This window comes from Conexibacter woesei Iso977N (genome assembly GCF_000424625.1).
GTDB classification, from domain to species: Bacteria; Actinomycetota; Thermoleophilia; order Solirubrobacterales; family Solirubrobacteraceae; genus Baekduia; species Baekduia woesei_A.
Genome location: NZ_AUKG01000002.1, coordinates 320,760 through 341,293 on the forward strand (window position 1 = coordinate 320,760; position 20,534 = coordinate 341,293).

A 20,534-nucleotide genomic window follows, 5' to 3' on the forward strand; every position below is an offset into this window, starting at 1 on the left:
CCGTGGGGTAGGTTCCGCGGCGTGGACGGGTTGCACGCTGCCATCGAGAAGATGCGGGCCGAGGGTCTCGGCGACGCCGCGGTCGAGAGCTTCAGGCGCCAGTACGAGCGCTTGGCCGGGGGTGAGAGCGGGACGCTGGCCGAGGCCGACATCGAGCCGGTCGAGTCGCTGCCGTCGTTCGCCGACCTGAGGAACACGGCGATCGCCGAGGTGACGGACGAGGTGGTGGTCATCAAGCTCAACGGCGGGCTGGGCACGTCGATGGGGATGACCAAGGCCAAGTCGCTGCTCGAGGTCAAGGACGGGCTGTCGTTCCTGGACCTCGTCGCCCAGCAGGTGCTGCACCTGCGCGAGGCCACGGGCTCACCGCTGCCGCTGATCCTGATGAACTCGTTCGCGACGCGCGAGGACTCGCTCGCGGCGCTGGAGCGGTACGACGACCTCAGCGCCGGGCTGCCGCGCGACTTCGTGCAGAACAAGGTCCCGAAGCTGCGCGTCGACGACCTGGCGCCGGTGGCGTGGGAGGCCGATCCGGGGCTGGAGTGGGCGCCGCCCGGCCACGGCGACCTGTACACGGCGCTGGCCGGCTCGGGCATGTTGGAGGCGTTGCTCTCCGGGGGCTACCGCTATGCCTTCGTGTCCAACAGCGACAACTTGGGCGCCGTGCTCGACGTCGACATCCTGGGGTGGTTCGCCGAGAGCGGCGCGCCGTTCCTGATGGAAGTCGCCGATCGCACGTCCTCGGACCGCAAGGGCGGGCACCTCGCGCGGCGCAGGAGCGACGGCGGGCTCGTCCTACGCGAGATCGCGCAGACGCCCGACGAGGACGTCGATGCCTTCCAGGACACGAGCAAGCACCGGTTCTTCAACACCAACACCTTGTGGGTCGACCTGAAGGCCTTGGCCGCGGTCATGGACGACGGGGCGATCGACCTGCCGATGATCGTCAACAGGAAGACCGTCGATCCGGGCGACAGGTCCTCGACGCCGGTGATCCAGCTGGAGACCGCGATGGGCGCGGCGATCGGCGTCTTCGAGGGCGCGGCGGCGCTGCGCGTGCCGCGGTCGCGGTTCGTGCCGGTCAAGACGACCAACGACCTGCTGTCGCTGCGCAGCGACGCCTACGTGATCGGCACGGGCCGCGCGGTGCATCTCGCCGACGAGCGCGACGGCCAGCCGCCGTTCGTCGACCTCGACACCGACCACTACAAGTTGGTTGCCGACTTCGACGCGCGCTTCCCGCACGCGCCGTCGCTGGTCGCCTGCGACAGGCTCGAGGTTCGCGGCGACGTCACGTTCGGGCGCGACGTCGTGGTCCGGGGCGACGTCGTCGTCGAAGGCGTCGAGCGGGTCGACGACGGCAGCGTGCTCGAGGGCTGAGCTAGCGCGCCGCGTTGGCGGCGGCGGCGTCGGCTTCCTGCTGGTCGAGCAGGCGGTCCTCGCGCTCCTGCGCGCGCTCGGACTCCGAGAGCGCGCGGACGAACAGGTAGGCGAGCGCGATGCCCATGACGACCGACTGCTCGATCGCCATGATCGCGCCGGCGAGCGCCTGGTCGTCGGTCGGCTTCAGGCCCCAGACGTGCGGGCCGGTCTTGTAGAAGTCGTAGAGCGCGTTGGGGGCGAAGGTCAGCAGGATCCCGAGCAGGCCGACGGCGAGCTTGGTCGAGAGCATGTAGCCGACCGGCGCCAGCCCGCCGAAGTGGCGCCCGCGCACGGGGGAGAGCAGGTGCCACCAGTACAGGAGGCCGGCGCTGAGGAAGAACGTGTGCTCGATGACGTGGATGCCGGAGTGCTTCAGCGCGGCGTCGTACAGCGCCGGGAGGTGCCAGACCCACATCGCGCCGACGTAGAAGCAGATCGCGAACAGCGGGTGCGCGATCGGGCCCAGCGCGCGCTCGGCGTCCAGGACCGTGCGTGCGATCGGGCGCAGCAGGACCTTGGAGAGGCCGAGGATCAGGAAGACCGGCACGATGTCCAGCAGCAGCACGTGCTGGACCATGTGCATGGCGAAGACCTGGTCGGCGAGGTTGTCGATCGGCGAGATCAGCGCGACGAACAGGGCGAAGATGCCCGTCATCCAGCACGCCAGCAGCGTCCACGTCGCCCCGCGCGTGGAGCCCGCCGCCCGCACCTGCCGCCACCGGTAGACGTACAACCCGGTCAACAGCGCCACGATGATGATCGGCCCCGGGGCGAGCGAGAAGGACGTGTTGGCCGCAGCGGCAAGCACCACCAACCGAGTATGCCGCTTCCGCCCTGCACGAAGCCGTTGCGATCGCGTGTGGTGACGCCGCACCCGCTGCACGAAGTCGTCGCGATCGCGCGTGGAGTCGTGGCACGGCCCGCGGCAGGGTCACGGCATGCCCGCTCTGCTCGATCTCCTGATCCCTCCGCGCTGCGTCGCCTGCCGGTCGGCGACCGGCGTGGCGCGGGGCGATCCGCTCTGCATCGTCTGCCGCGGCGCGCTGCCGTGGCTGCCGGCGGTGGCGCAGCGGTGCGCGCGCTGCGGGCTGCCCGAGCGACACGGCGCCCGGAGCTGCCCGGCGCGCAGGCAGGCGTTCGCCGCGGCGTGGTCGGCGGTCGCCTACGCGGGACCGGTCCCGCCGCTCGTCCTCGCGCTGAAGGACCGCGGCGCGCTGCCGGTCGCCACGCTGATGGCCGCCCAGCTCGCCGCCGCCGCGCCGCCACGGACCTGGGACGCGGCGACGCTCGTCCCGGTCCCTCCGGACCCGTGGCGGCGGCGACGGCGTGGGGTCGACCACACGGGCGCGATCGCCGGAGCGCTCGGCGCGCGGCTCGGCGTCCCGGTCGCTGCGTCGCGGGCGCGGCTCGGCGCAGGCCGGGCGCTCGCGGACGGCGCGGCTGCAGGCCGACGTCGGCGCACGGACGCGCGCCGGGCCGGTCCCGCGGGTCGCGGTCCTGGTGGACGACGTGCACACCACCGGCGCAACGCTTCACGCCTGCGCGCAGGCGCTCCGGGCCGCCGGGTGCAGCGAGGTCCGGGCGGTCGCCTATGCCCGCGCGCTGACCTGATACCTGGGCATTTCCACACAATCGGTCCAACCACGTTGCCAACTCCATGCCTCGGGGGTACGGTGACGAAGACCTAGTGATCCCAGCCCCAGGAGGGCCGTATGCAGATCGAGGTCAAGGGCCGTCACATGACCATCTCGGACGAGATCCGGGAGCATGTGGAGAAGCGCTTCGCCAAGGTGGGGAAGCAGGTGTCCGAGCTGGCAACGCTCGAGGTCGAGCTCAGCCAGGAGCAGAACCCGTCCAACCCGGACGCGTTCATCGCCGAGGTCACCCTGCGCGTCAAGGGCACCACGCTGCGTGCCTGCGACAGGTCCCGCGACATGGCCCACTCGATCAACCTCGTGGCCGACGAGCTCGCCGTCCAGGTCAAGCGCCACCGGGACAAGCGCCGAAAGCGCCGGGAGTCACGCGCGCTGGCGATGGCCCCGCCCGGGATGGAGCAGCCGGACGCCGCCGAGGGCGCCCAGGCCTACATCTGAGCTGCGCGCCCGACCGCGCAGCACGGCCGATCGCGCCGCCTCGCAAGGGGCGGCGCGACGTCGTTTCGGGGCCCCTTCCCAGCAGCGGCAAGGCGCCACGCCAACGCCGTCCTGCCAACCGGCCGTCCGGGCAGCGGTTTGACCGCTCAGCGCGGCCGACGCCGACTACACTGACGGCATGGGTCTGCTCGACCGCGCGTTGAACATCGGAGAGTCAAAGCAGTTCCGCCAATACGAGAAGCGTGTGGCGCGAATTGCCGATTTCGAGCCCGAGCTGGAGCTCGAGTCCGACGAGGAGCTCAAGGAGCGGATGGAGGCGCTGCGCCAGCACGTGCGCAGTCAGACGTCCGACGACAAGCTCAACGCGGCGCTCGACGAGGTCCTGCCGGAGGTCTTCGCGATCACCCGCGAGGTCGGCAAGCGGCGCATGAGGATGCGCCACTTCGACGTGCAGCTGATCGGCGGCATGGTCCTGCACGGCGGCAACATCGCCGAGATGCGCACCGGCGAGGGCAAGACCCTCACGGGCACGCTCGCCGTCGTCCTCAACTCGCTGGCCGGCAAGGGCGTCCACGTCGTCACGGTCAACGACTACCTGGCCAAGCGCGACGCCGAGTGGATGATGCCGCTCTACGAGGCCTGCGGCGTCACGGTCGGGATCATCCAGCACGACCAGGACCCCGACGAGCGCGCGGCCGCCTACGGCGCCGACGTCACCTACGGCACGAACTCCGAGTTCGGCTTCGACTACCTGCGCGACAACATGGCGCAGTCGATCGAGGACAAGGTCCAGCACGGCGGCCGCATCGCCGAGGATGGCCGTCCGATCGCCATGCACTTCTACGCGGTCGTCGACGAGGTCGACAACATCCTCATCGACGAGGCCCGCACGCCGCTGATCATCTCCGGCGCGCCCGAGGCCGCCGCCGAGGCCTACGTGCAGTTCGCCAGGCTCGCCAAGGTCATGATCGCGGGCAAGACGCCCGAGGGCATGGACCCGCGTGCGCGCAAGGACTTCGTCGCGGACTTCGACTTCGAGTACGACGAGAAGCACAAGACCGTCGCGGTCACCGAGCAGGGCGTCGCGAAGGCCGAGAGGTTCCTCGGCATCGACCACCTGTACCGCGCCGAGAACGGCCCGCTGGTCAACCACCTGCTGCAGTCGCTGAAGGCCGAGTCCCTCTACAAGAGGGACGTCGACTACGCGGTGGTCGACAACGAGGTCAAGATCATCGACGAGTTCACCGGGCGCATCCTCGACGGCCGGCGCTGGTCGGAGGGCCTGCACCAGGCGGTCGAGGCGAAGGAGGGCGTGGCGGTCCAGGAGGAGAACCAGACCCTCGCGACGATCACGTACCAGAACTTCTTCCGCATGTACTCGAAGCTCGCCGGGATGACGGGCACCGCCCTCACCGAGGCGACCGAGTTCATGAAGATCTACAAGCTCCCGGTCGTCCAGATCCCGACGAACCGCCCGATGGTCCGCAGGGACAAGAACGACCAGGTCTACAAGACCAAGGACGGCAAGTGGAACGCCCTCCTGTCGACCATCAAGGAGCGCCACGAGCAGGGCCAGCCGATCCTCGTCGGCACGATCTCCGTCGAGATCTCCGAGATGATCTCGCGCCGCCTGGACAAGCTCGGGATCCCGCACGCGGTCCTCAACGCCAAGCCGGAGCACGCGGCGCGCGAGGGCGACATCGTCGCCGAGGCCGGCCGCCCCGGCGCGGTGACCATCGCCACCAACATGGCGGGCCGCGGCGTCGACATCAAGCTCGGCGGCAACCCCGAGCACCAGACCGAGCTCGAGCTGCGCAACCTCGGCCTGTCGCCCGGCGACCCCGACTACGAAGAGACCTACGCGTCGATCTACCCCAAGATCGAGGAGCGCGTCGTCGCCGACCACGACAGGGTCATGGAGTCCGGCGGCCTCTTCATCTGCGGCACCGAGCGCCACGAGTCGCGCCGCATCGACAACCAGCTGCGCGGCCGCGCCGGCCGCCAGGGCGACCCGGGCGAGTCGCGCTTCTTCCTCTCCGCCGAGGACGACCTGGTCCGCCTGTTCGCGGGCGACCGGATCTACAAGATCCTCGACAGGCTCGGCACGACCGACGAGGAGGGCAACGAGGAGCCGATCGAGGCCGGCATGCTCTCCAAGCAGATCGAGAAGGCCCAGAAGAAGGTCGAGGAGCAGAACTTCCTGCTGCGCAAGCGCGTCCTCGAGTACGACGACGTGATGAACGAGCAGCGCCGCGTGGTCTACAAGTACCGCGACGAGGTGCTCGAGGGTCGCGACATGGGCCCGGTCGCGCGCGAGAACGTCGCCGACGTCATCCGCCGCGTGGTCGACGAGTACACGGTCTCCGAGTACGTCGAGGACTGGGACGTCAACGGTCTGTTCACCGCGCTGGCCGACATCTTCCCGGTCGGCTTCGGCCCGGACAGCATCGACGAGGTCAACGAGCGCGAAGAGCTCGTCGAGAGGCTCGTCGCCGAGGCGATGACGATGTACGACGCGCGCGAGGAGCAGCTCGGCGAGGAGCTCATGCGCGCGCTCGAGCGCTACCTGCTGCTGCAGGTGATCGACAACAAGTGGCGCGAGCACCTGTACGACATGGACTACCTGCGCGAGGGCATCCACCTCCGTGGGTTCGCGCAGATCGATCCGCTCGTCGCGTACAAGAACGAGGCGTTCGACCTCTTCACCGACCTGATGAACTCGATCTGGGCGGACTTCTCGCGCATGATCTACCACGTCGAGGTCACGGTCGAGGACGCCGAGGAGCCCGCGCTCCCGCAGCCCCAGGGCGGCCCGACGAGCGTGCAGTACTCCGGCGGCGTCGGCACCCAGCAGCCGTCGGCGCTGACCGAGGCGGCCGGCGGCGGCGCGGCGGTCGGCTACGCCGAGGCGTCGCCCGACGACGAGGAGGCGCTCCCGATCGTCCAGCAGCGCCGCGTCGACGAGCACGACACGATCGGCCGCAACGACCCGTGCTGGTGTGGCTCCGGCAAGAAGTACAAGAAGTGCCACGGGTCGTAAGTCCGTAGTGAGCACACCGAACAACGACACACCCGTCCCGCAGCGCATCGCCGCGATCCAGACGAGCTTCGAGCGCCTGCGCGCGTCGACCGATCCCGACGCGCTGGCGGCCGACGCCACGCGGCTGGAAGGCGCGATGCAGGTCGACGGCTTCTGGGACGACCCGGCGGCCGCCGCGAGGGTCAACACCGAGTACGCGCGCGCCACGCGCAAGCTCAAGACCTACACCGACCTGGCCGGCGACATCGAGGACCTCGACGGGCTCGTCGAGCTGGCCGCCGAGGACGACGAGCTGGCCGGCGAGCTGACCGAGCAGCTCGCGTCGGTCGAGTCGCGCTTATCGGAGCTCGAGGAGGAGCGCCTCTTCTCCGGCCCCTACGACGCCGGCGACGCGCTGGTGACCGTCAACGCGGGCGCCGGTGGCACCGACGCCCAGGACTGGGCCGAGATGGTCCTGCGCATGATGATGCGCTGGGCCGAGTCGCGGAGGTTCAAGGTCGAGCTGCTGGAGGCCAGCGACGGCGAGGAGGCGGGCATCAAGTCCGCCACGTTCCGCGCCGAGGGCGAGAACGCCTACGGGCTCTTCAACGCCGAGCAGGGCGTGCATCGCCTGGTCCGGATCTCGCCGTTCGACGCGCAGTCGCGACGGCAGACGGCGTTCGCGGGCGTCGAGGTCGCGCCGGTCATCGAGGACACGGGCGACGTCGTCATCGACTCCGACGACCTCCAGATCGACACCTATCGCGCGTCCGGCGCCGGCGGCCAGCACGTCAACAAGACGGACTCCGCCGTCCGGATCACCCACCGCCCGACGGGCATCGTCGTGCAGTGCCAGAACGAGCGCTCGCAGTCGGCCAACAAGGAGACCGCGATGAAGATGCTCCGGTCCAAGATCCTGGAGCGCCAGGAGCGCGAGCGCCAGGAGGAGATCGCCAAGGAGAAGGGGGAGACGCTCGACGTCAACTTCGGCTCCCAGATCCGCTCCTACGTGCTGCACCCGTACACGATGGTCAAGGACCACCGCACGGACCGCGAGATGGGCGACGCGCAGCGCGTGCTCGACGGCGACCTCGACGGGTTCGTCCGCGAGTACCTGCTCAAGTCCGCGGGGTAAGCCTCGCCTGGCGGCGAAACTCGCGGCCGATAGCCTGGCGGGCGATGAGCGAGGCGAGCACCCCCAAGTCCGGCCCTTCCGAGCAGCCGACCGCGCCGTACCTGGATGCGGTCGTCGCCTACGGGTTCCGGGGGCCGGGACGGTTCCACGTCCCGGGCCACAAGGGCGGTCCGGGCGCCGACCCGGGGCTGCGCTACGCGCTCGGCGAGCGCGTCCTCGGGCTCGACATCCCGCAGGACATCCACGGGGTCGACCTCGGCCCGTCGCCGACGCCCTACGAGCGCGCCGAGGCGCTGGCCGCCGAGGCCCACGGCGCGGCGCGGACGTGGTTCCTGACCAACGGGGCCACGCAGGGCAACCACGCCTTGTGCTTGGCCTTGGCCCCGCTCGGGACCCATGTTGTCGCACAACGCAACTCGCACGCGTCGATCGTGGACGGGCTCGTCCTGTCCGGCGGCCTGCCGTCGTTCGTCGCGCCGACCTACGACGACGAGCTGGGCCTCGCGCACGGCGTGACGCCGGAGGACCTGGCCGCGGCGCTCGACGCCGACCCGGACGCGCGGGTGGCGTTCCTGGTCTCGCCGACCTACTACGGGATGGCGGCGGATGTTGAAGCACTTGCTCGCGTCGCGCACGAGCGCCACGTCGCGCTGGTCGTCGACCAGTCGTGGGGTCCGCACTTCGGCTTCCACCCGGACCTGCCGGAGTCCGCGTTGCGCCTCGGCGCCGACGCGGTCCTGACGTCCACACACAAGATCGCGGGATCGCTCACCCAGTCAGCGATGCTGCACGTCGCCGAGACCGGCCGGATCGACCCCGCCGCGGTCGGCCGCGCGATCCGGCTGGTGCGCTCGACGTCGCCGTCGTCGTTGTTGATGGCCTCGCTCGACGGCGCGCGCCGCCAGCTCGCCGTGCACGGCGAGGCGCTGCTGCACGAGACGATCGCGGCGGCCAGGGCGACGCGCGAGAAGCTCGCCGCGACGCCGGGGATCAAGACCATCGACTACAACTTCGTCGGGCGGCCGGGGATCGCGGCCTACGACCCGCTGCGGCTGGTCCTCGACACGCGCGCGACCGGCTGCACCGGCTACGAGGTGGCCGACGCCCTTCGCAATGCCTATGACGTGCACCCGGAGCTGGCGACGGTCGCGACGATGGTCTGCATCATCGGCATCAACCAGCCGGCCGAGGCGCTCGTGCGCTTCGCGGGCGACGTCGACGAGATCGTCAAGCGGATCGCGCGCGACCGCCCGCCGGTCGAGGCGCTGGTCCGCTCGCCCGCCTCGCTGCACAACGAGATGGTCGTCGCGCCGCGCGACGCGTTCCTGGGGCAGAGCGCGGTGGTCGCGCTCGACGACGCCATCGGCCGGATCTCCTGCGAGTCGATCGCCGGCTACCCGCCGGGCATCCCGGCGCTGCTGCCCGGTGAGCGGATCACCGCCGACACCGCCGCCTACCTGCGCGAGCTGGTCGACTCCGGCGCGCGCCTGCACGGCGCGGCGGACCCGACGATGCGCACGATCCACGTCCTGGCGACGTAGCCCGTCGTCACAAAACGGGCCGCGCTTCACCACTACAGAGGCGATGGCACCCGAGCCCACCGACGCGGAGCTGCTGGCGCGGTCCGGACAGGACGCGTCGGCGTTCGCCGCGTTCTACCGCCGCCACGAGCCGTCCGTCGTCGCGTACGCGGGCCGGATGGTCGGCGGCGACGCCGAGCTGACGGTCGACGTCGTCGCCGAGACGTTCGCGCGCGCCTACGAGGCGCGGGCGCAGCTGCGCGGCGACTCGGCGCGCGCCTGGCTGCTGGGGATCGCGCGGTTCGTCGCGTTCGCCGCGTTCAGGTCCGGGCAGGTCGAGCGCGACGCGCGCGCCCGGCTCGGGATGGAGCCGGTCGCGCTGAGCGACGCGACGCTCGAGGCCGTCGCCGATGCCGCCGGCGGCGAGGCCTGGCTCGCCGAGCTGCCCGAGGACCAGCGCGAGGCGGTCCGCCGCCGCGTCCTCGAGGACCAGCCCTACGAGACCATCGCCCACGACCTCGCGACCTCACCCGCCGTGATCCGCCAACGCGTCAGCCGCGGCCTCTCGACCCTCCGCCGCCTCGCCTCGTCAGGAGACACGCCATGACCCTGATCCCCGAGCTGGAACACGAGCTGGAAGCCGCGATCGCCCGCCGGATCGCCGAGTCGCGCGCCGGGTCGCGCGCGGCAGCTCCGCCACGCCCGCGCCGCCGCCGTGCGCGCGGGCGCTTGTCGCGGCGCGGCGCGCTCGTCCTCGTCGCGGCGCTGCTGCTCGGCGCGGCGGCCGCGCTGGCCGCGGGCGGCGTCATCCCGATCGGCGCTCCGGCCAGGGACCCCGGCGGCTGGCCGGCCGGGCCCGGGCGGGGCAACGGGACGGTCCTGCCGGGCTCGCTCGACGTGCTGCCGCTGCGGGTCGCCGACCCGGTCGGCGGTCCGGCGTGGGGGCTGCGCGTGACGTCGACGACCCGCGGGACCGGCTGCCTGCAGGTCGGCCGCGCCGTCGGCGGCCGCCTCGGCGCGCTCGGGACCGACCTCGCGTTCGGCGACGACGGGCGCTTCCACCCGTTCTCCGCGCAGTACGGCGTCAGCGGCCCGTGCGCCCAGCTCGACGCCGCCGGGCGCCTGTTCCTGACGCAGTCGCGCGGCGGCATCCCCGCGGCCGCGACCGCCCAGGACGGTGCGTGCGTGCCGCCCGGCGAGATCGTCGGCGACCCGACCGTCCACGAGTGCGCGCCGGCCGACCTGCGCGACCTGATCTACGGCACGCTCGGCCCGCACGCCCGGAGCATCACCTACAACAAGCCCGACGGCACGCCGGCCACGGTCCCGGTCGCGCGCCCGTGGGGCGCCTACCTGCTCGTCCTGCCCTGGAGCCGCACGCTCAGCAACGGCATCTCGGGCTCCCTGTACGGCACCGACCCCGAGCCGCTGCAGACGCCGATCACGAAGGTGACGTTCGACGACAACTCGGTCTGCGCGGTGACGCCGATGGGCTGGGCCGACCGCCGGCGCGGCTGCCCGCAGGTCGGCCTGAAGCCGCACCCGCTGCCGCCGGGCGTGACGAAGGCGAGCGTCCGCGCGCGGGTCCGCGCCCACACGGTGCCCAACCACAGGACGCATCGCCTCGACGTCGTCGTCTCCTTCCGCGCACCGGTCGCGCTGACCAACGCCGACGCGCTCTACGAGGTCACGCGCAAGCTGCGCGGCGCGCGCGGCTGGGGCTCCGGCACGGTCAACCGCGACGTGCGCCGCGGCGAGGTGGTCACGGTGAAGTTCCGGACCGCCCGCCGCGGCGTCTACCACGGGGTCGTGCAGTACCAGTTCCTCGCGGGCACGCCCCGGGACCGCCGTGTGTTCACGGTCGGCAACTACCGCTTCCGCGTGCGCTAGCTAGAACCGCAGCAGCGCCGCGATCGAGCCGTGCCTCTCGAGGTGGCCCTCGTCGGCGGCGAGGTACCGCACCCGCGCGTCCTGGCCGAACGCGCGGCCGACGGCCGCCTCGACGATGTTGTCCACCACCTCGGTCATCGTCCCGTCGGCCGGACACTGCCCGCCGGCGCTCTGGCCCATCCAGCCGCACTGCGGGCAGCGCGTGCCCTTGGCCGTGAAGCCTTCCTGAACGATCAAGGTGTCCACGCGGCGCTCGTGCACCGCGGTCAGGACGTCGGTCAGCCCGGCCACCGCACGCGACGTCCCGAGGCCGCTGCCGACCTTCTCCAGCAGCTCCTCGTCGCGGCGCGCGCTCAGCTCGTCCAGGACCGGCATCGCGGCCTTCAGGACCTCGTCGGCGGAGCTGTTCCAGACCTCGGCGTCGAAGCGCCCCTTCAGGCACTTCTTGAGGTCGGAGGGCATCCGCTCCTCGAACTGCGAGACGACGTCCCTGCGCCCGCCGACGAGGATCCCGGCGATCCGGACCCCGTGCAGGCGCCTGCCCAGCTCGGCGGCGATGCCCTTCAGGTGCTTGTCGACCTCGTGCTCGACGCCGCGCTCGTAGCGGCTCTGCGAGCGGCCGTCCTGGTCGGTCTTGGCGCTGTCGATCTTCGCGGTGACGTCGTCCTCGTGGCGCCAGGCCTCGACGATCCCGTCGACCGTCCCGGTCAGCAGCCGTGCGTGCTTGCGGTCGACCAGCACGAGCCACCACAGCTCGCCGGTCCCGATCCTGGCCAGCGGCTCGACGCTCGGGTGATCGGCGATGACGACCTTGTGATCGACGGGACGCGGGAGTTTGAGCACCTCGTACAGCCCGGCGGGCTGCGAGGCGAACACCGCGAGGCCACGGGCGCCCTCCGTGTCGACCCCGTTGGTCAGGCCCGCGCGGACGCGTTCGACGTCCTGCTGGAGCTCCTTGCGCTCCTCGTGGGTCAGGCCCGCGAGGTCGCGGATCGTGCGGGACGCCTCGTCCAGCACCGAGCTGATCTCGGTCGCGCGCGCGGGAGGCGTGGCGAACTCGCGCGGGTCGAGGTTGATGAAGACGCTGAGGACCTTGCCGTTTGCGGAGCGCGTCTCGGCGAGCTCACGCAGCCGGTCGGTCGTGATGTCGGTCGCCATGCTGACCGCCTACCCTCTCACGCCCGCGGGGAACCCGCGAACGACGAAGGGCCGGACGTCCCTCTCGGAACGCCCGGCCCTCGTGTCCTTCGTCCTCTCCGTCAGGAGGCGGCGAGCACCGCCGTTAGGCGGCGATCGCCTCCGGCGCGACGGCGGCGCTGACCTCCAAAGCCACACCGCCGTCCTCGCCGGCCGTGGCGCGCACGTGCGCGCCGTCGGTCAGGGTCCCGGCCAGGATGGCCCGGGTGAGCTCCCGCTCCAGCGTGCGGCGCACGTGGCGCTGCAGCGGGCGGGCGCCGAACTCCTCGTCGAACCCGTCGGCCGCGAGCTGGGCGACCAGCTCGTCGTCGGCGGTCAGCGTGACGTTCCGCTCGGTCTGCAGGCGGTCGGCCACGCGGTCGACGATCAGGCGCGCGATCTGCGTGATGTCGTCGCCGGTGAGCGCGTCGAACGTCACGACCTCGTCGATCCGGTTGACGAACTCCGGCAGGAACGCGGACTTCGCGGCGGCGACCATGCGGTCGTCGTCGGCCGGCGCGTCGGCGGCGGTGAAGCCGATGCCGCGCTTGGCCTTCCCGGCGCCGAGGTTCGACGTCATCACGATCACGGCGTTGGTGAAGTCCACCGTGCGGCCCTCGCCGTCGGTCAGGCGACCGTCGTCGAGCAGCTGCAGCAGGACGTTCCACACCTCGGGATGCGCCTTCTCGATCTCGTCGAGCAGGATCACGCTGTACGGGCGGCGCCGGACCGGCTCGGTGAGCTGGCCGCCGTCGCCGTAGCCGACGTAGCCGGGCGGCGAGCCGATCAGCCGCGCGACCGTGTGCGGCTCGCGGTACTCGGACATGTCGATCCGGACGAGGCTGTCCTCGGTGGCGAACAGGCGCTCGCTCAGGGCCTTGACCAGCTCGGTCTTGCCGACGCCCGTGGGGCCGAGGAACAGGAACGAGCCCAGGGGCCGGTCCGGCTCGGCGAGCCCGACGCGTGCGCGGCGGATCGTGTCGGCGACCTTCTCGACCGCCTCGTCCTGGCCGACGACGCGCTGGTGCAGGTCGTCCTCCAGGTCGGTGAGGCGCTGCAGCTCGCCGGCGACCAGCTCGCCCACCGGGATCCCGGTGCGCGTGGCGACGACCGCTGCGACGGAGGCCTCGTCGACGATGACCTTGGCGCCACCGGTCGTCCCGGTCTCACCCTGCTGGGCCAGCTTCGTCTTGATCTCCGCGGCGCGCTCGTAGTCCTCGGCCTCGACGGCGGACTTCAGCTGCTCGCGCAGCGTGTCGGCGTCGATGGGACGGGGCGTTGCGAGGCGCAGCTTGGCGGCGGCCTGGTCCATCATGTCGATCGCCTTGTCGGGCAGGTGCTGCTCGGTCAGGTAGCGGTCGCTCAGGCGAGCGGCAGCCGTGATCGCGGCGTCGGTGATCGTCGCGGCGTGGTGGTCCTCGTAGGCGGACCGCAGGCCCTTCAGGATCTCGACGGTCTCCTCGACGCTGGGCGCATCGACGGTGACGGGCGAGAAGCGGCGGGCCAGCGCGGCGTCGCGCTCGATCTTGCGGAACTCGCTGAGGGTGGTCGCGCCGACCATCCGCAGCTCGCCGCGGGCGAGCATCGGCTTGAGCAGGTTCGCTGCGTCCATCGCGCCCTCGGCGCCGCCGGCGCCCAGGACCGTGTGGAGCTCGTCCACGAAGATGATGATCTTGCCGTTGGCGTCCGTGACCTCGGCCAGGACCTGCTTCAGGCGCTGCTCGAACTGGCCGCGGTACTGCGAGCCGGCGACCAGCGAGCCCATGTCGAGGGCGACGACGCGGACGCCCTGCAGGGCCTCGGGCACGTCGTTGTTGTGGATGTGCAGGGCCAGGCCCTCGGCGATCGCGGTCTTGCCGACGCCGGCCTCGCCGATCAGCACGGCGTTGTTCTTGCGGCGGCGGGCGAGGATCTCGATCGTCTCGGCGATCTCGTCCTCACGGCCGATGACGGGGTCGATGCGGCCGTCGCCCGCGTCGCGGGTCAGGTCGCGGCCGAACTCGTCGAGCGCGGGGGTCTTGGAGGCGTTGGCGTTCTCGGCGCGCTGACGCGTCTGCGTGCCGGCGGCGCCGCGGCGGCCGGGGCCGAACGGGCTGTTCATGCCGTTGGCGGCGGTGAAGTCGGCGTTGTCGTTGCCCTGGGAGGAGGGGCCGAAGCCGGCCTGGCCGAAGCCCTCCATGAGGTCGCGGGCGCAGCTCTCGCACATCACGGCGCCTTGGCGGCCGCTCTCGGTCTGGACGACCATGTGGAGCGTGCCGGGGCGCTCGGCGCAGATGGAGCAGGGCACGATGTTGGTGAAAGGCTGTTCAGGCATGTTTCCTGGGTGGGGAGAGGATGGAAACTTGAGTGGCTTGCACTGAGATAGTACCGAGCTGCGATGATCCGTTACGTGTGGGCCGACACATACCGCCGTCTGGGCGCCGATCCGCCGTTCAGCGATCCGGTGCGGGCGCACGGGGTGGCGATGGAGGGCTGGTTCTGGCGGTTCTCTCGTGTCGACTCCGGCGCCGTGGTCGTGGTGCTGGCCGCGGTCAACCGCGATGCGTCGGGGGCGCCGTGGGGGACCGTGGGCGTGGCGGCACACCCGGGCGGCTTCTCGCGCGCGGAGGTGGTCGGCGCGGCGACGGTCTCGCCGGACGGGAGGACGCTGCGGATCTCGGGGGCGGGGGAGACCGCCGACGCGCGCGACTCCGACGAGGCGCGCGACTCCGCCCACGCGTTCCTCGACGCGACGCCCGAGCGCCTCGCGGTCCGGGTTCCCGGGGCGGAGGTCGAGGTCGAGCTCCTGCGGCCGGGGCGCTGGCCGCGGCGGGCGTTCGGCGGGCTGGGGGCGGCGCAGGCGATCCCGGGGCTCTCGCAGTACTGGCATCCCTGGCTCCTGCGCGCGGAGGTCCGGGGGCGGGCGGTGGTCGAGGGACGCGAGGTCGCGTTGGACGGCGCCGTCGCCTACGCCGAGAAGAACTGGTCCAACGGCGGCTTCCCGGAGCGCTGGTGGTGGGGCCAGGCGCACGCGTTCGACAGCGACCCGGGCGCCTGCGTCGCGTTCGCCGGCGGGCTGGCGGGCGTCGGTCCGCTGCGGGTCGTCGCGACGTCGCTGGTCGTCAGCGCCGGCGGAGAGCTGGTCCGGCTGGTCCGGCCGTTGCAACCCCTACATGTCGACGTCGGCGCGGACGGCTGGCGCCTGTCCGGCCGGACTGCGGGCGGGGTCGCCGTCGAGGTCGAGGGCCACGCCAACGGCACGCCGCCGCACCTGCTGCCGATCCCGGTCCCGGGCGCGCGCAGGCACGCCGAGGACGCCGCGCACCAGCACCTCGCGGGCGCGCTGACGCTGAAGGTGCGCCGCCGCGGGCGCACCGTGTTCTCCGGCGAGTCGCTCCTGGCCGGGCTGGAGCAGGGCACCGCGCCCTGACGCCGAGCTGCAGGTCGGGCCCCGGTTCCTAGTCGCCCGGGGGTGGCCGGTTGCGCGTCGTGCCGCTATCGCTAGGGGCATGCGCAAACCGTCCGCGTCCATGGTCGTCGCGACCGTCGCCCTCGTCATGGCGACGACCGGCACCGGCATCGCCGCCTCCAACTACATCATCACGTCTTCGAGCCAGGTCAAGAGCGGGTCGCTCTCGGCCTCCGACCTGAGCAGCAGCGCGCGGCGGACGCTGCGCGGAAGGGCCGGTACGGCCGGCGTGAAGGGAGCCCAGGGACCCGCGGGCACCGCCGGCACGGCGGGCAAGGACGGCGCGGCCGGCAAGGACGGCGCGCCCGGTAGGGACGGCGTGGCGGGCAGGAACGGCGCGACCGGGCCGATGGGCCCGAGCGAGGCCTGGCAGATCGCTGCCCTCGGCACGGGCAGCGGCGTCGACGTGCCCCCCGGCAACTACATCGTCACCGGCCAGGCCTACATGGGCGCCGTGACCAACAGGGCGCCGCAGTGCATCGTCTACCACGGCCTCGGCCGCATCAGCTTCGGCTACGCGCCCGGCGACGGCTCGAGCCTCTCGCTCTCGGTCTCCGAGGGCTTCACGACCACCGCCACGCAGCACGTCTACGTCGGCTGCAGCGGCTACAACACCTCCGTCTCGACGAGCGCGACGGTCTACGTGATCCGCGTGGGGACGCTGCACACGTAGGCGGGTTCCCGGTCGGCATCACGGCACCGCCAGTCGCCCGGATGCCGCGGCGTTGTCGTTGCGCGCCTGGGTGCGGCGCCTCGGGATGACGCAGACGAAGTCGTTCGGGAACGCCTCGCGCCAGACGAAGCCCGACACGCAGGTGCGTGAGCCCGGCAGGTGGCGCGACGCGGCGGCCGCGTTGTCGGCGGTGACGTCGTCGCGGACCTGTCCGGTCACGCAGACCCAGTCGCGCAGGTCGGCCTCGCGCCAGACGTACCCGGGCTTGCACGTGTTGGGGCCGAAGACGTCGCGGGCCGGGTTGTTGCGGCTGTCGGCGGCGGCGTTGTCGTTGCGCGCCTGGGTGCGGTGCCTCGGGATGACGCAGACGAAGTCGTTCGGGAACGCCTCGCGCCACACGAAGCCGGGCAGGCAGGTCCTCGAGCCCGGCAGGTGGCGGATCCTGTCACCGGCGTTGTCGTTGCGGGCGTCGGTCCGGACCGACGGGACGACGCAGACGTGGTCGGTCGGGCGCGCCTCGCGCCAGACGAAGCCGCGGCGGCAGCGGTCGGCCATCCCGCTGGCGACCCTCACGGCGACGACGCCGCGCGTCGCGTCGATCGCCCCGACGCGGATCGTCACGCCGTTGGCGGTCAGCGACTGCGCCGCGAGGCTGGAGAACGTGCCGGTCACGCCGCCGCCGCGCCCCGGCGTGGGGGCGAGCTGCAGGAACGGGACCGGCTGGCCTGTGGCGTCGCGCCTGACCTCGTTGATCAGGACGGCGCTGGCGGGGATGCCGCCGTCCCAGCTGCGCTTGATCCGCAGCTCGATCGTGTAGTAGTGGTACAGGTCGTTGGGGTCGAACGGGACGCGGATCTCGCGGATCCCGGAACTGCTCGGCTGGTGGTAGAGATCGGTGAGCGTGAGCGTTCGGTTCGTCGAACCGTCGGCGCCGAAGGTGACGATCTGGTTGCGGCGCAGCCAGCCCTCGCGGTCGAGGTACTCGGCGGTCAGGCCCGGCGGGTCCGGGGTGAACGGCCCGACCGCCGCGCCGAAGATGTGCGCGTTGCTCATCACGTCGTACATGTCGTCGTACTCGCCGATGCCGGAGGAGCCGGAGTTCCTGTACGTCGGGTCGTTGGAGAACGAGTGCGCGACCAGGCCCATGCTGTGGCCCATCTCGTGTGCCGCCCAGCCGTTGTTCCAGGCGAGCGGGTCGAGCAGGACGCGTCCGCGATCGCTGGTGCCGTCGTTGCCGGAGTCGACGACGCCGTTGATGATCGCGAGGATCCTGTTGCCGGCCGGCGGGACGACGCCGTTCCTGCCGGCCGCGGCGACGCAGTCGTCGATCCGCGAGGCTCGCGTCTTGCCCTGCGCCTGGGACTGGCGAGCGTCACGTTCATCGTGAACCAGCCCGAGACCGTCGAGCCGGCCAGGTCGATCGCACCCGACGAGATCGTCCGCCAGTACTGGGCGACGCCGCCCGACCCCGCGCCGGCATCGGTCAGGAACTGCACGAAGTAGCTCGGCGGCTGCTGTTGCACCGGTTGGTCGGAGAACTGGCACAGCAGCACCGACCACGGGACATGCCCGCGCAGCGGCCGCGCCGGCGCGGTGGGGGCGAGCACCGCGAGCGCGACGGCCGCGATCACGATCGGCAGCGCGAGGGGCACTCGGACGACGCGGCGAAGCATGGCCAGCTCCTGTCCCGGCGCCTCCACAGCCCACTCCGAGCCTCCCGCGACCGACCACCGTTCGTGCTCCCCGCTTCCGCTTTCATGGAGCCTCGCGCGCCATGCCTGTGCAAATCCTCACCGATGATCGTGCCGAAGTGGGGCACGGCCGCGGCGGATCCGGCTCGAGCGGGCGGAGACGGAGGTCAGCGGTCGCGAGCCAGCACGAGCAGCGTGGCGTCGTCGCGCATGGGCTCGGGGCCTGCGCCGATGACCGCGTCCTGCAACGCCCGGACGGTCGCCGCGGCGCCTTCGAGATCGGGCCGGGCGAGGACCGCGCGGACGCCGTCGAGCCCGAACAGCGAGCCGTCGCCAAGGCGCCGCTCGGTCACGCCGTCGGAGTAGAGGACGAGCCGGTCGCCGGGTTCCAGGCGCGCCTGGGCGGGCGTGAAGGCGCGGTCGGCGTCCAGCGCGCCGAGCGGGTAGGTCGTGGCGCCGCCGAGCTCCTCGATCGCGCCGCCGGCCCGCACCACCAGGGGCGGCGGGTGGCCGCAGGCCAGCCAGCGCAGGACGCCGTCGGCCGGCGACCACAGCGCCAGCAGCATCGTCAGGAAGCGCTCGGGATCGCCCAGGCTCCGGATCGCCGCGTCGATGTCCTCGGCGGCCTGGACCAGGCCCTTGCCGCTGCGGCGCGCGGCCCGGACGGCGCCCACGCCCAGCGACGCCAGCGCGGCGGCGCCGTTGCCCTTGCCGGTGGCGTCGGCGACCATCAGCCAGACGCCCTCGGCGTTGCTGGCGTGGTCGAAGAAGTCGCCGCCGACCTCGTAGCCGGGCAGGACGCCGCCGGCCAGCGCCGCGCCCTCGAGCCGGGCGATGCGCGGCGGCAGCAGGTTCTCCTGGATCTCGGCGGCGGCCTGGACCTCCTTGTGCCGGCGGGCGGCGTGGACCACGTCGGTGTAGCCCGAGACCAGCTCCAGCGCCATCGCCGCCTCCTCCGCGAACGCGGAGAGGTCCTCATCGGTCTGCTCCCGCGCGAGGAGGAACCCGAGCACGCGATCGCGGACCACGAGCGGGACCATCGCCCCGGCGGTCATCACGTCGCCGATCAGCTCCTCCAACGTGCCGAGCACGTCGAGCGCGATCTCCGGGCCGATGCCCAGGGGTGCGTCGATGCGCTCCGGGAACGCCGACGCCTCGCCGGCCAACCGGACGGCGCCGGACCCGTCGAGGTCGATGACGTACAGGCCCAGCGGCACGCCCGCCAGCGCCGAGCCCGCCTCCACGATGCGCCGCGGCGCATCGTGGGCGGGCTCGACGCCGAGCAGCGCGGCCGGACCGGGCCCGGCGGGCGGCGGGTCGTCGCGAGCGATGACGGTGCCGCCTAGGCCTGGCTGTGCTGGCGCCCGGCCGCGCGGAGCACGCTCGAGCGGTTCTTGTGGTCGCGCTCGTAGGAGCGCACGCGCTGGCCGCGCTCGTCGTCGCCCTCGTCCAGGACGGCCTTGATCTCGGCGGCGGTCAGCTCGTCGTAGCCCGGCCACGGCTCGTCGCCGCGCAGCTTCGCGATCCGCTCGGTGATGCCCGTCCGGTCCTGGTTCTTGCGCTCGTAGGCGTCGACCTTGGCCAGGTCGATCTGCGAGAGCCCGTCGAGCTGCGCGGTGATCTGGGCCACGGTCAGCCTGTCGTAGCCGGCGATCGCGAGGTCCTCCTCGGAGGCCAGCGCGCCCTTGACCTCGCCCTCGGCGCGGGCCACGCCCGGCACCCTGCGGGCCTGGGTGGCGGTGCGCTTGACCGCCTCGGCGGCGCCCGTGCTGCCGATGTCGAAGGAGCTGTCGCCGTCGACCTCGGCCGCGGTCACGGCGCCCGTCAGCCGCGGGATCTCGCGCAGGATCCGCTCGAGCATCCGCTGCTCGTCGGCGCGGATCGACGCGGCCATGTCGGCGGTCTCGTCGTCGCCGGTGGCGCGGGCGAGGTGCTCGAGCGCGGTGTAGGTCGCGATCTCCAGCGCCTCCGTGGCGGCCGCGTCCTTGGCGTTCTTGAGGACCTTCTCCTCGCCGCCGGAGCCGCGCAGCAGGTCCACCGGGGTCTTGCTCAGCGCCAGCGCCTGGCCGAAGAGGGTCTCGGCGAGCGTGATCACGGCCGCCAGCGGGTTGGAGCCGCCGTCGAGGTCGGCGAGGCGCCGCTGCACGCGACCGGCGTGGTCGCGGGTCTCGTCGAGGTGGTCCTCCAGCGCGGAGCGGTAGGAACCGCGCGGCGTCATCGCGATCTGCGACTGCAGCACGCGGACGAGCGCCTGCTCGCTGGCGTGCGCCTCACCGAGGTACTGCACGACCTTCTGGGTGGAGTCATCCATGGGTGTTCCCGTTCTGCTGAGGGTGGTTGGGGAAGAGGGGGGACCGCGGGCCGAGCCCGTTCGAGCTACCCCGACCCGTCCGGCTCCCACACCTCGATGAAGTGAGACAACCAGCACAGACAACGATCTGAGACACCATGTGTCGGTTGTGTCTAT

The 20,534-nt window shown here is 72.2% G+C and carries 17 protein-coding genes and 1 pseudogene; 12 read left to right on the forward strand and 6 right to left on the reverse strand.

Annotated features, from left to right (window positions below):
• Nucleotides 1-21 precede the first annotated feature (21 nt).
• Entirely contained in the window at nt 22-1,380 is a 1,359-nt protein-coding gene (locus H030_RS0113775) for a UTP--glucose-1-phosphate uridylyltransferase (RefSeq protein ID WP_027006537.1), read from the forward strand.
• A gap of 1 nt (nt 1,381) precedes the next feature.
• Here the strand turns inward: H030_RS0113775 and H030_RS32040 are convergent, their stop codons facing one another.
• Complete coding sequence (locus H030_RS32040; protein ID WP_196809125.1) at nt 1,382-2,230, reverse strand: cytochrome c oxidase assembly protein; 849 nt, start codon at nt 2,228-2,230, stop codon at nt 1,382-1,384.
• Nucleotides 2,231-2,360: 130 nt separating this feature from the next.
• Here H030_RS32040 and H030_RS40675 point away from each other — a divergent pair.
• From H030_RS40675 to H030_RS0113815, 8 genes and pseudogenes are all read left to right on the forward strand, one after another.
• Nucleotides 2,361-2,531, forward strand: a pseudogene (locus tag H030_RS40675) (double zinc ribbon domain-containing protein); the annotation flags it as partial.
• A gap of 217 nt (nt 2,532-2,748) precedes the next feature.
• Nucleotides 2,749-3,033, forward strand: a complete 285-nt coding sequence (locus H030_RS39080) for a ComF family protein (protein WP_027006538.1) — start codon at nt 2,749-2,751, stop codon at nt 3,031-3,033.
• A 101-nt stretch (nt 3,034-3,134) separates the two neighbouring features.
• Nucleotides 3,135-3,515, forward strand: coding sequence for a ribosome hibernation-promoting factor, HPF/YfiA family (hpf, locus tag H030_RS0113790; RefSeq protein ID WP_027006539.1), 381 nt, complete (start codon nt 3,135-3,137; stop codon nt 3,513-3,515).
• Nucleotides 3,516-3,693: 178 nt separating this feature from the next.
• Complete coding sequence (secA, locus tag H030_RS0113795) at nt 3,694-6,555, forward strand: preprotein translocase subunit SecA (RefSeq protein WP_027006540.1); 2,862 nt, start codon at nt 3,694-3,696, stop codon at nt 6,553-6,555.
• Between the two features lie 46 nt (nt 6,556-6,601).
• Nucleotides 6,602-7,669, forward strand: coding sequence for a peptide chain release factor 2 (gene prfB / locus H030_RS0113800; RefSeq protein ID WP_155892192.1), 1,068 nt, complete (start codon nt 6,602-6,604; stop codon nt 7,667-7,669).
• A 44-nt stretch (nt 7,670-7,713) separates the two neighbouring features.
• A complete protein-coding gene (locus H030_RS32050) occupies nt 7,714-9,210 on the forward strand; it encodes an aminotransferase class I/II-fold pyridoxal phosphate-dependent enzyme (RefSeq protein ID WP_051222654.1) in 1,497 nt (498 codons plus the stop codon).
• 43 nt (nt 9,211-9,253) lie between these two features.
• Entirely contained in the window at nt 9,254-9,796 is a 543-nt protein-coding gene (locus tag H030_RS0113810; protein ID WP_027006542.1) for an RNA polymerase sigma factor, read from the forward strand.
• The gene (locus tag H030_RS0113815) at nt 9,793-11,079 is read left to right on the forward strand and encodes a hypothetical protein (protein WP_027006543.1); all 1,287 of its coding nucleotides are present in this window, start codon (nt 9,793-9,795) and stop codon (nt 11,077-11,079) included. Before H030_RS0113810 ends, H030_RS0113815 begins: the two co-directional genes overlap by 4 nt.
• Here H030_RS0113815 and H030_RS0113820 read toward each other — a convergent pair whose 3' ends face one another.
• Both H030_RS0113820 and H030_RS32055 read right to left on the reverse strand, forming a co-directional pair.
• Nucleotides 11,080-12,237: a Vms1/Ankzf1 family peptidyl-tRNA hydrolase gene (locus H030_RS0113820; RefSeq protein WP_027006544.1), complete on the reverse strand. Its 1,158-nt coding sequence runs from the start codon at nt 12,235-12,237 to the stop codon at nt 11,080-11,082.
• A gap of 124 nt (nt 12,238-12,361) precedes the next feature.
• Nucleotides 12,362-14,569 carry an ATP-dependent Clp protease ATP-binding subunit gene (locus H030_RS32055; RefSeq protein WP_051222656.1) on the reverse strand — a complete coding sequence of 736 codons (2,208 nt, stop codon included), beginning with the start codon at nt 14,567-14,569 and terminating at the stop codon, nt 12,362-12,364.
• Nucleotides 14,570-14,632: 63 nt separating this feature from the next.
• On the opposite strand from H030_RS32055, the gene H030_RS32060 reads away from it, so the two are divergent.
• Together H030_RS32060 and H030_RS0113835 are read left to right on the forward strand one after the other, a co-directional pair.
• Complete coding sequence (locus tag H030_RS32060) at nt 14,633-15,664, forward strand: tocopherol cyclase family protein (protein ID WP_035127672.1); 1,032 nt, start codon at nt 14,633-14,635, stop codon at nt 15,662-15,664.
• A gap of 79 nt (nt 15,665-15,743) precedes the next feature.
• Entirely contained in the window at nt 15,744-16,376 is a 633-nt protein-coding gene (locus H030_RS0113835) for a collagen-like protein (RefSeq protein ID WP_081690808.1), read from the forward strand.
• Nucleotides 16,377-16,394: 18 nt separating this feature from the next.
• Here H030_RS0113835 and H030_RS37075 read toward each other — a convergent pair whose 3' ends face one another.
• Nucleotides 16,395-17,522 (reverse strand): hypothetical protein, encoded by a 1,128-nt coding sequence (locus tag H030_RS37075; protein ID WP_051222658.1) that lies wholly within the window; start codon nt 17,520-17,522, stop codon nt 16,395-16,397.
• On the opposite strand from H030_RS37075, the gene H030_RS39085 reads away from it, so the two are divergent.
• On the forward strand, nt 17,505-17,879 hold the full coding sequence (locus H030_RS39085) for a hypothetical protein (protein WP_155892037.1): 375 nt from the start codon (nt 17,505-17,507) through the stop codon (nt 17,877-17,879). The genes H030_RS37075 and H030_RS39085 overlap by 18 nt on opposite strands.
• Before the next feature lie 355 nt (nt 17,880-18,234).
• Here the strand turns inward: H030_RS39085 and H030_RS37080 are convergent, their stop codons facing one another.
• Nucleotides 18,235-19,311: a PP2C family protein-serine/threonine phosphatase gene (locus tag H030_RS37080; RefSeq protein WP_051222659.1), complete on the reverse strand. Its 1,077-nt coding sequence runs from the start codon at nt 19,309-19,311 to the stop codon at nt 18,235-18,237.
• Between the two features lie 98 nt (nt 19,312-19,409).
• Nucleotides 19,410-20,378: a DUF892 family protein gene (locus H030_RS0113870; RefSeq protein ID WP_027006547.1), complete on the reverse strand. Its 969-nt coding sequence runs from the start codon at nt 20,376-20,378 to the stop codon at nt 19,410-19,412.
• Between the last annotated feature and the right edge of the window lie 156 nt (nt 20,379-20,534).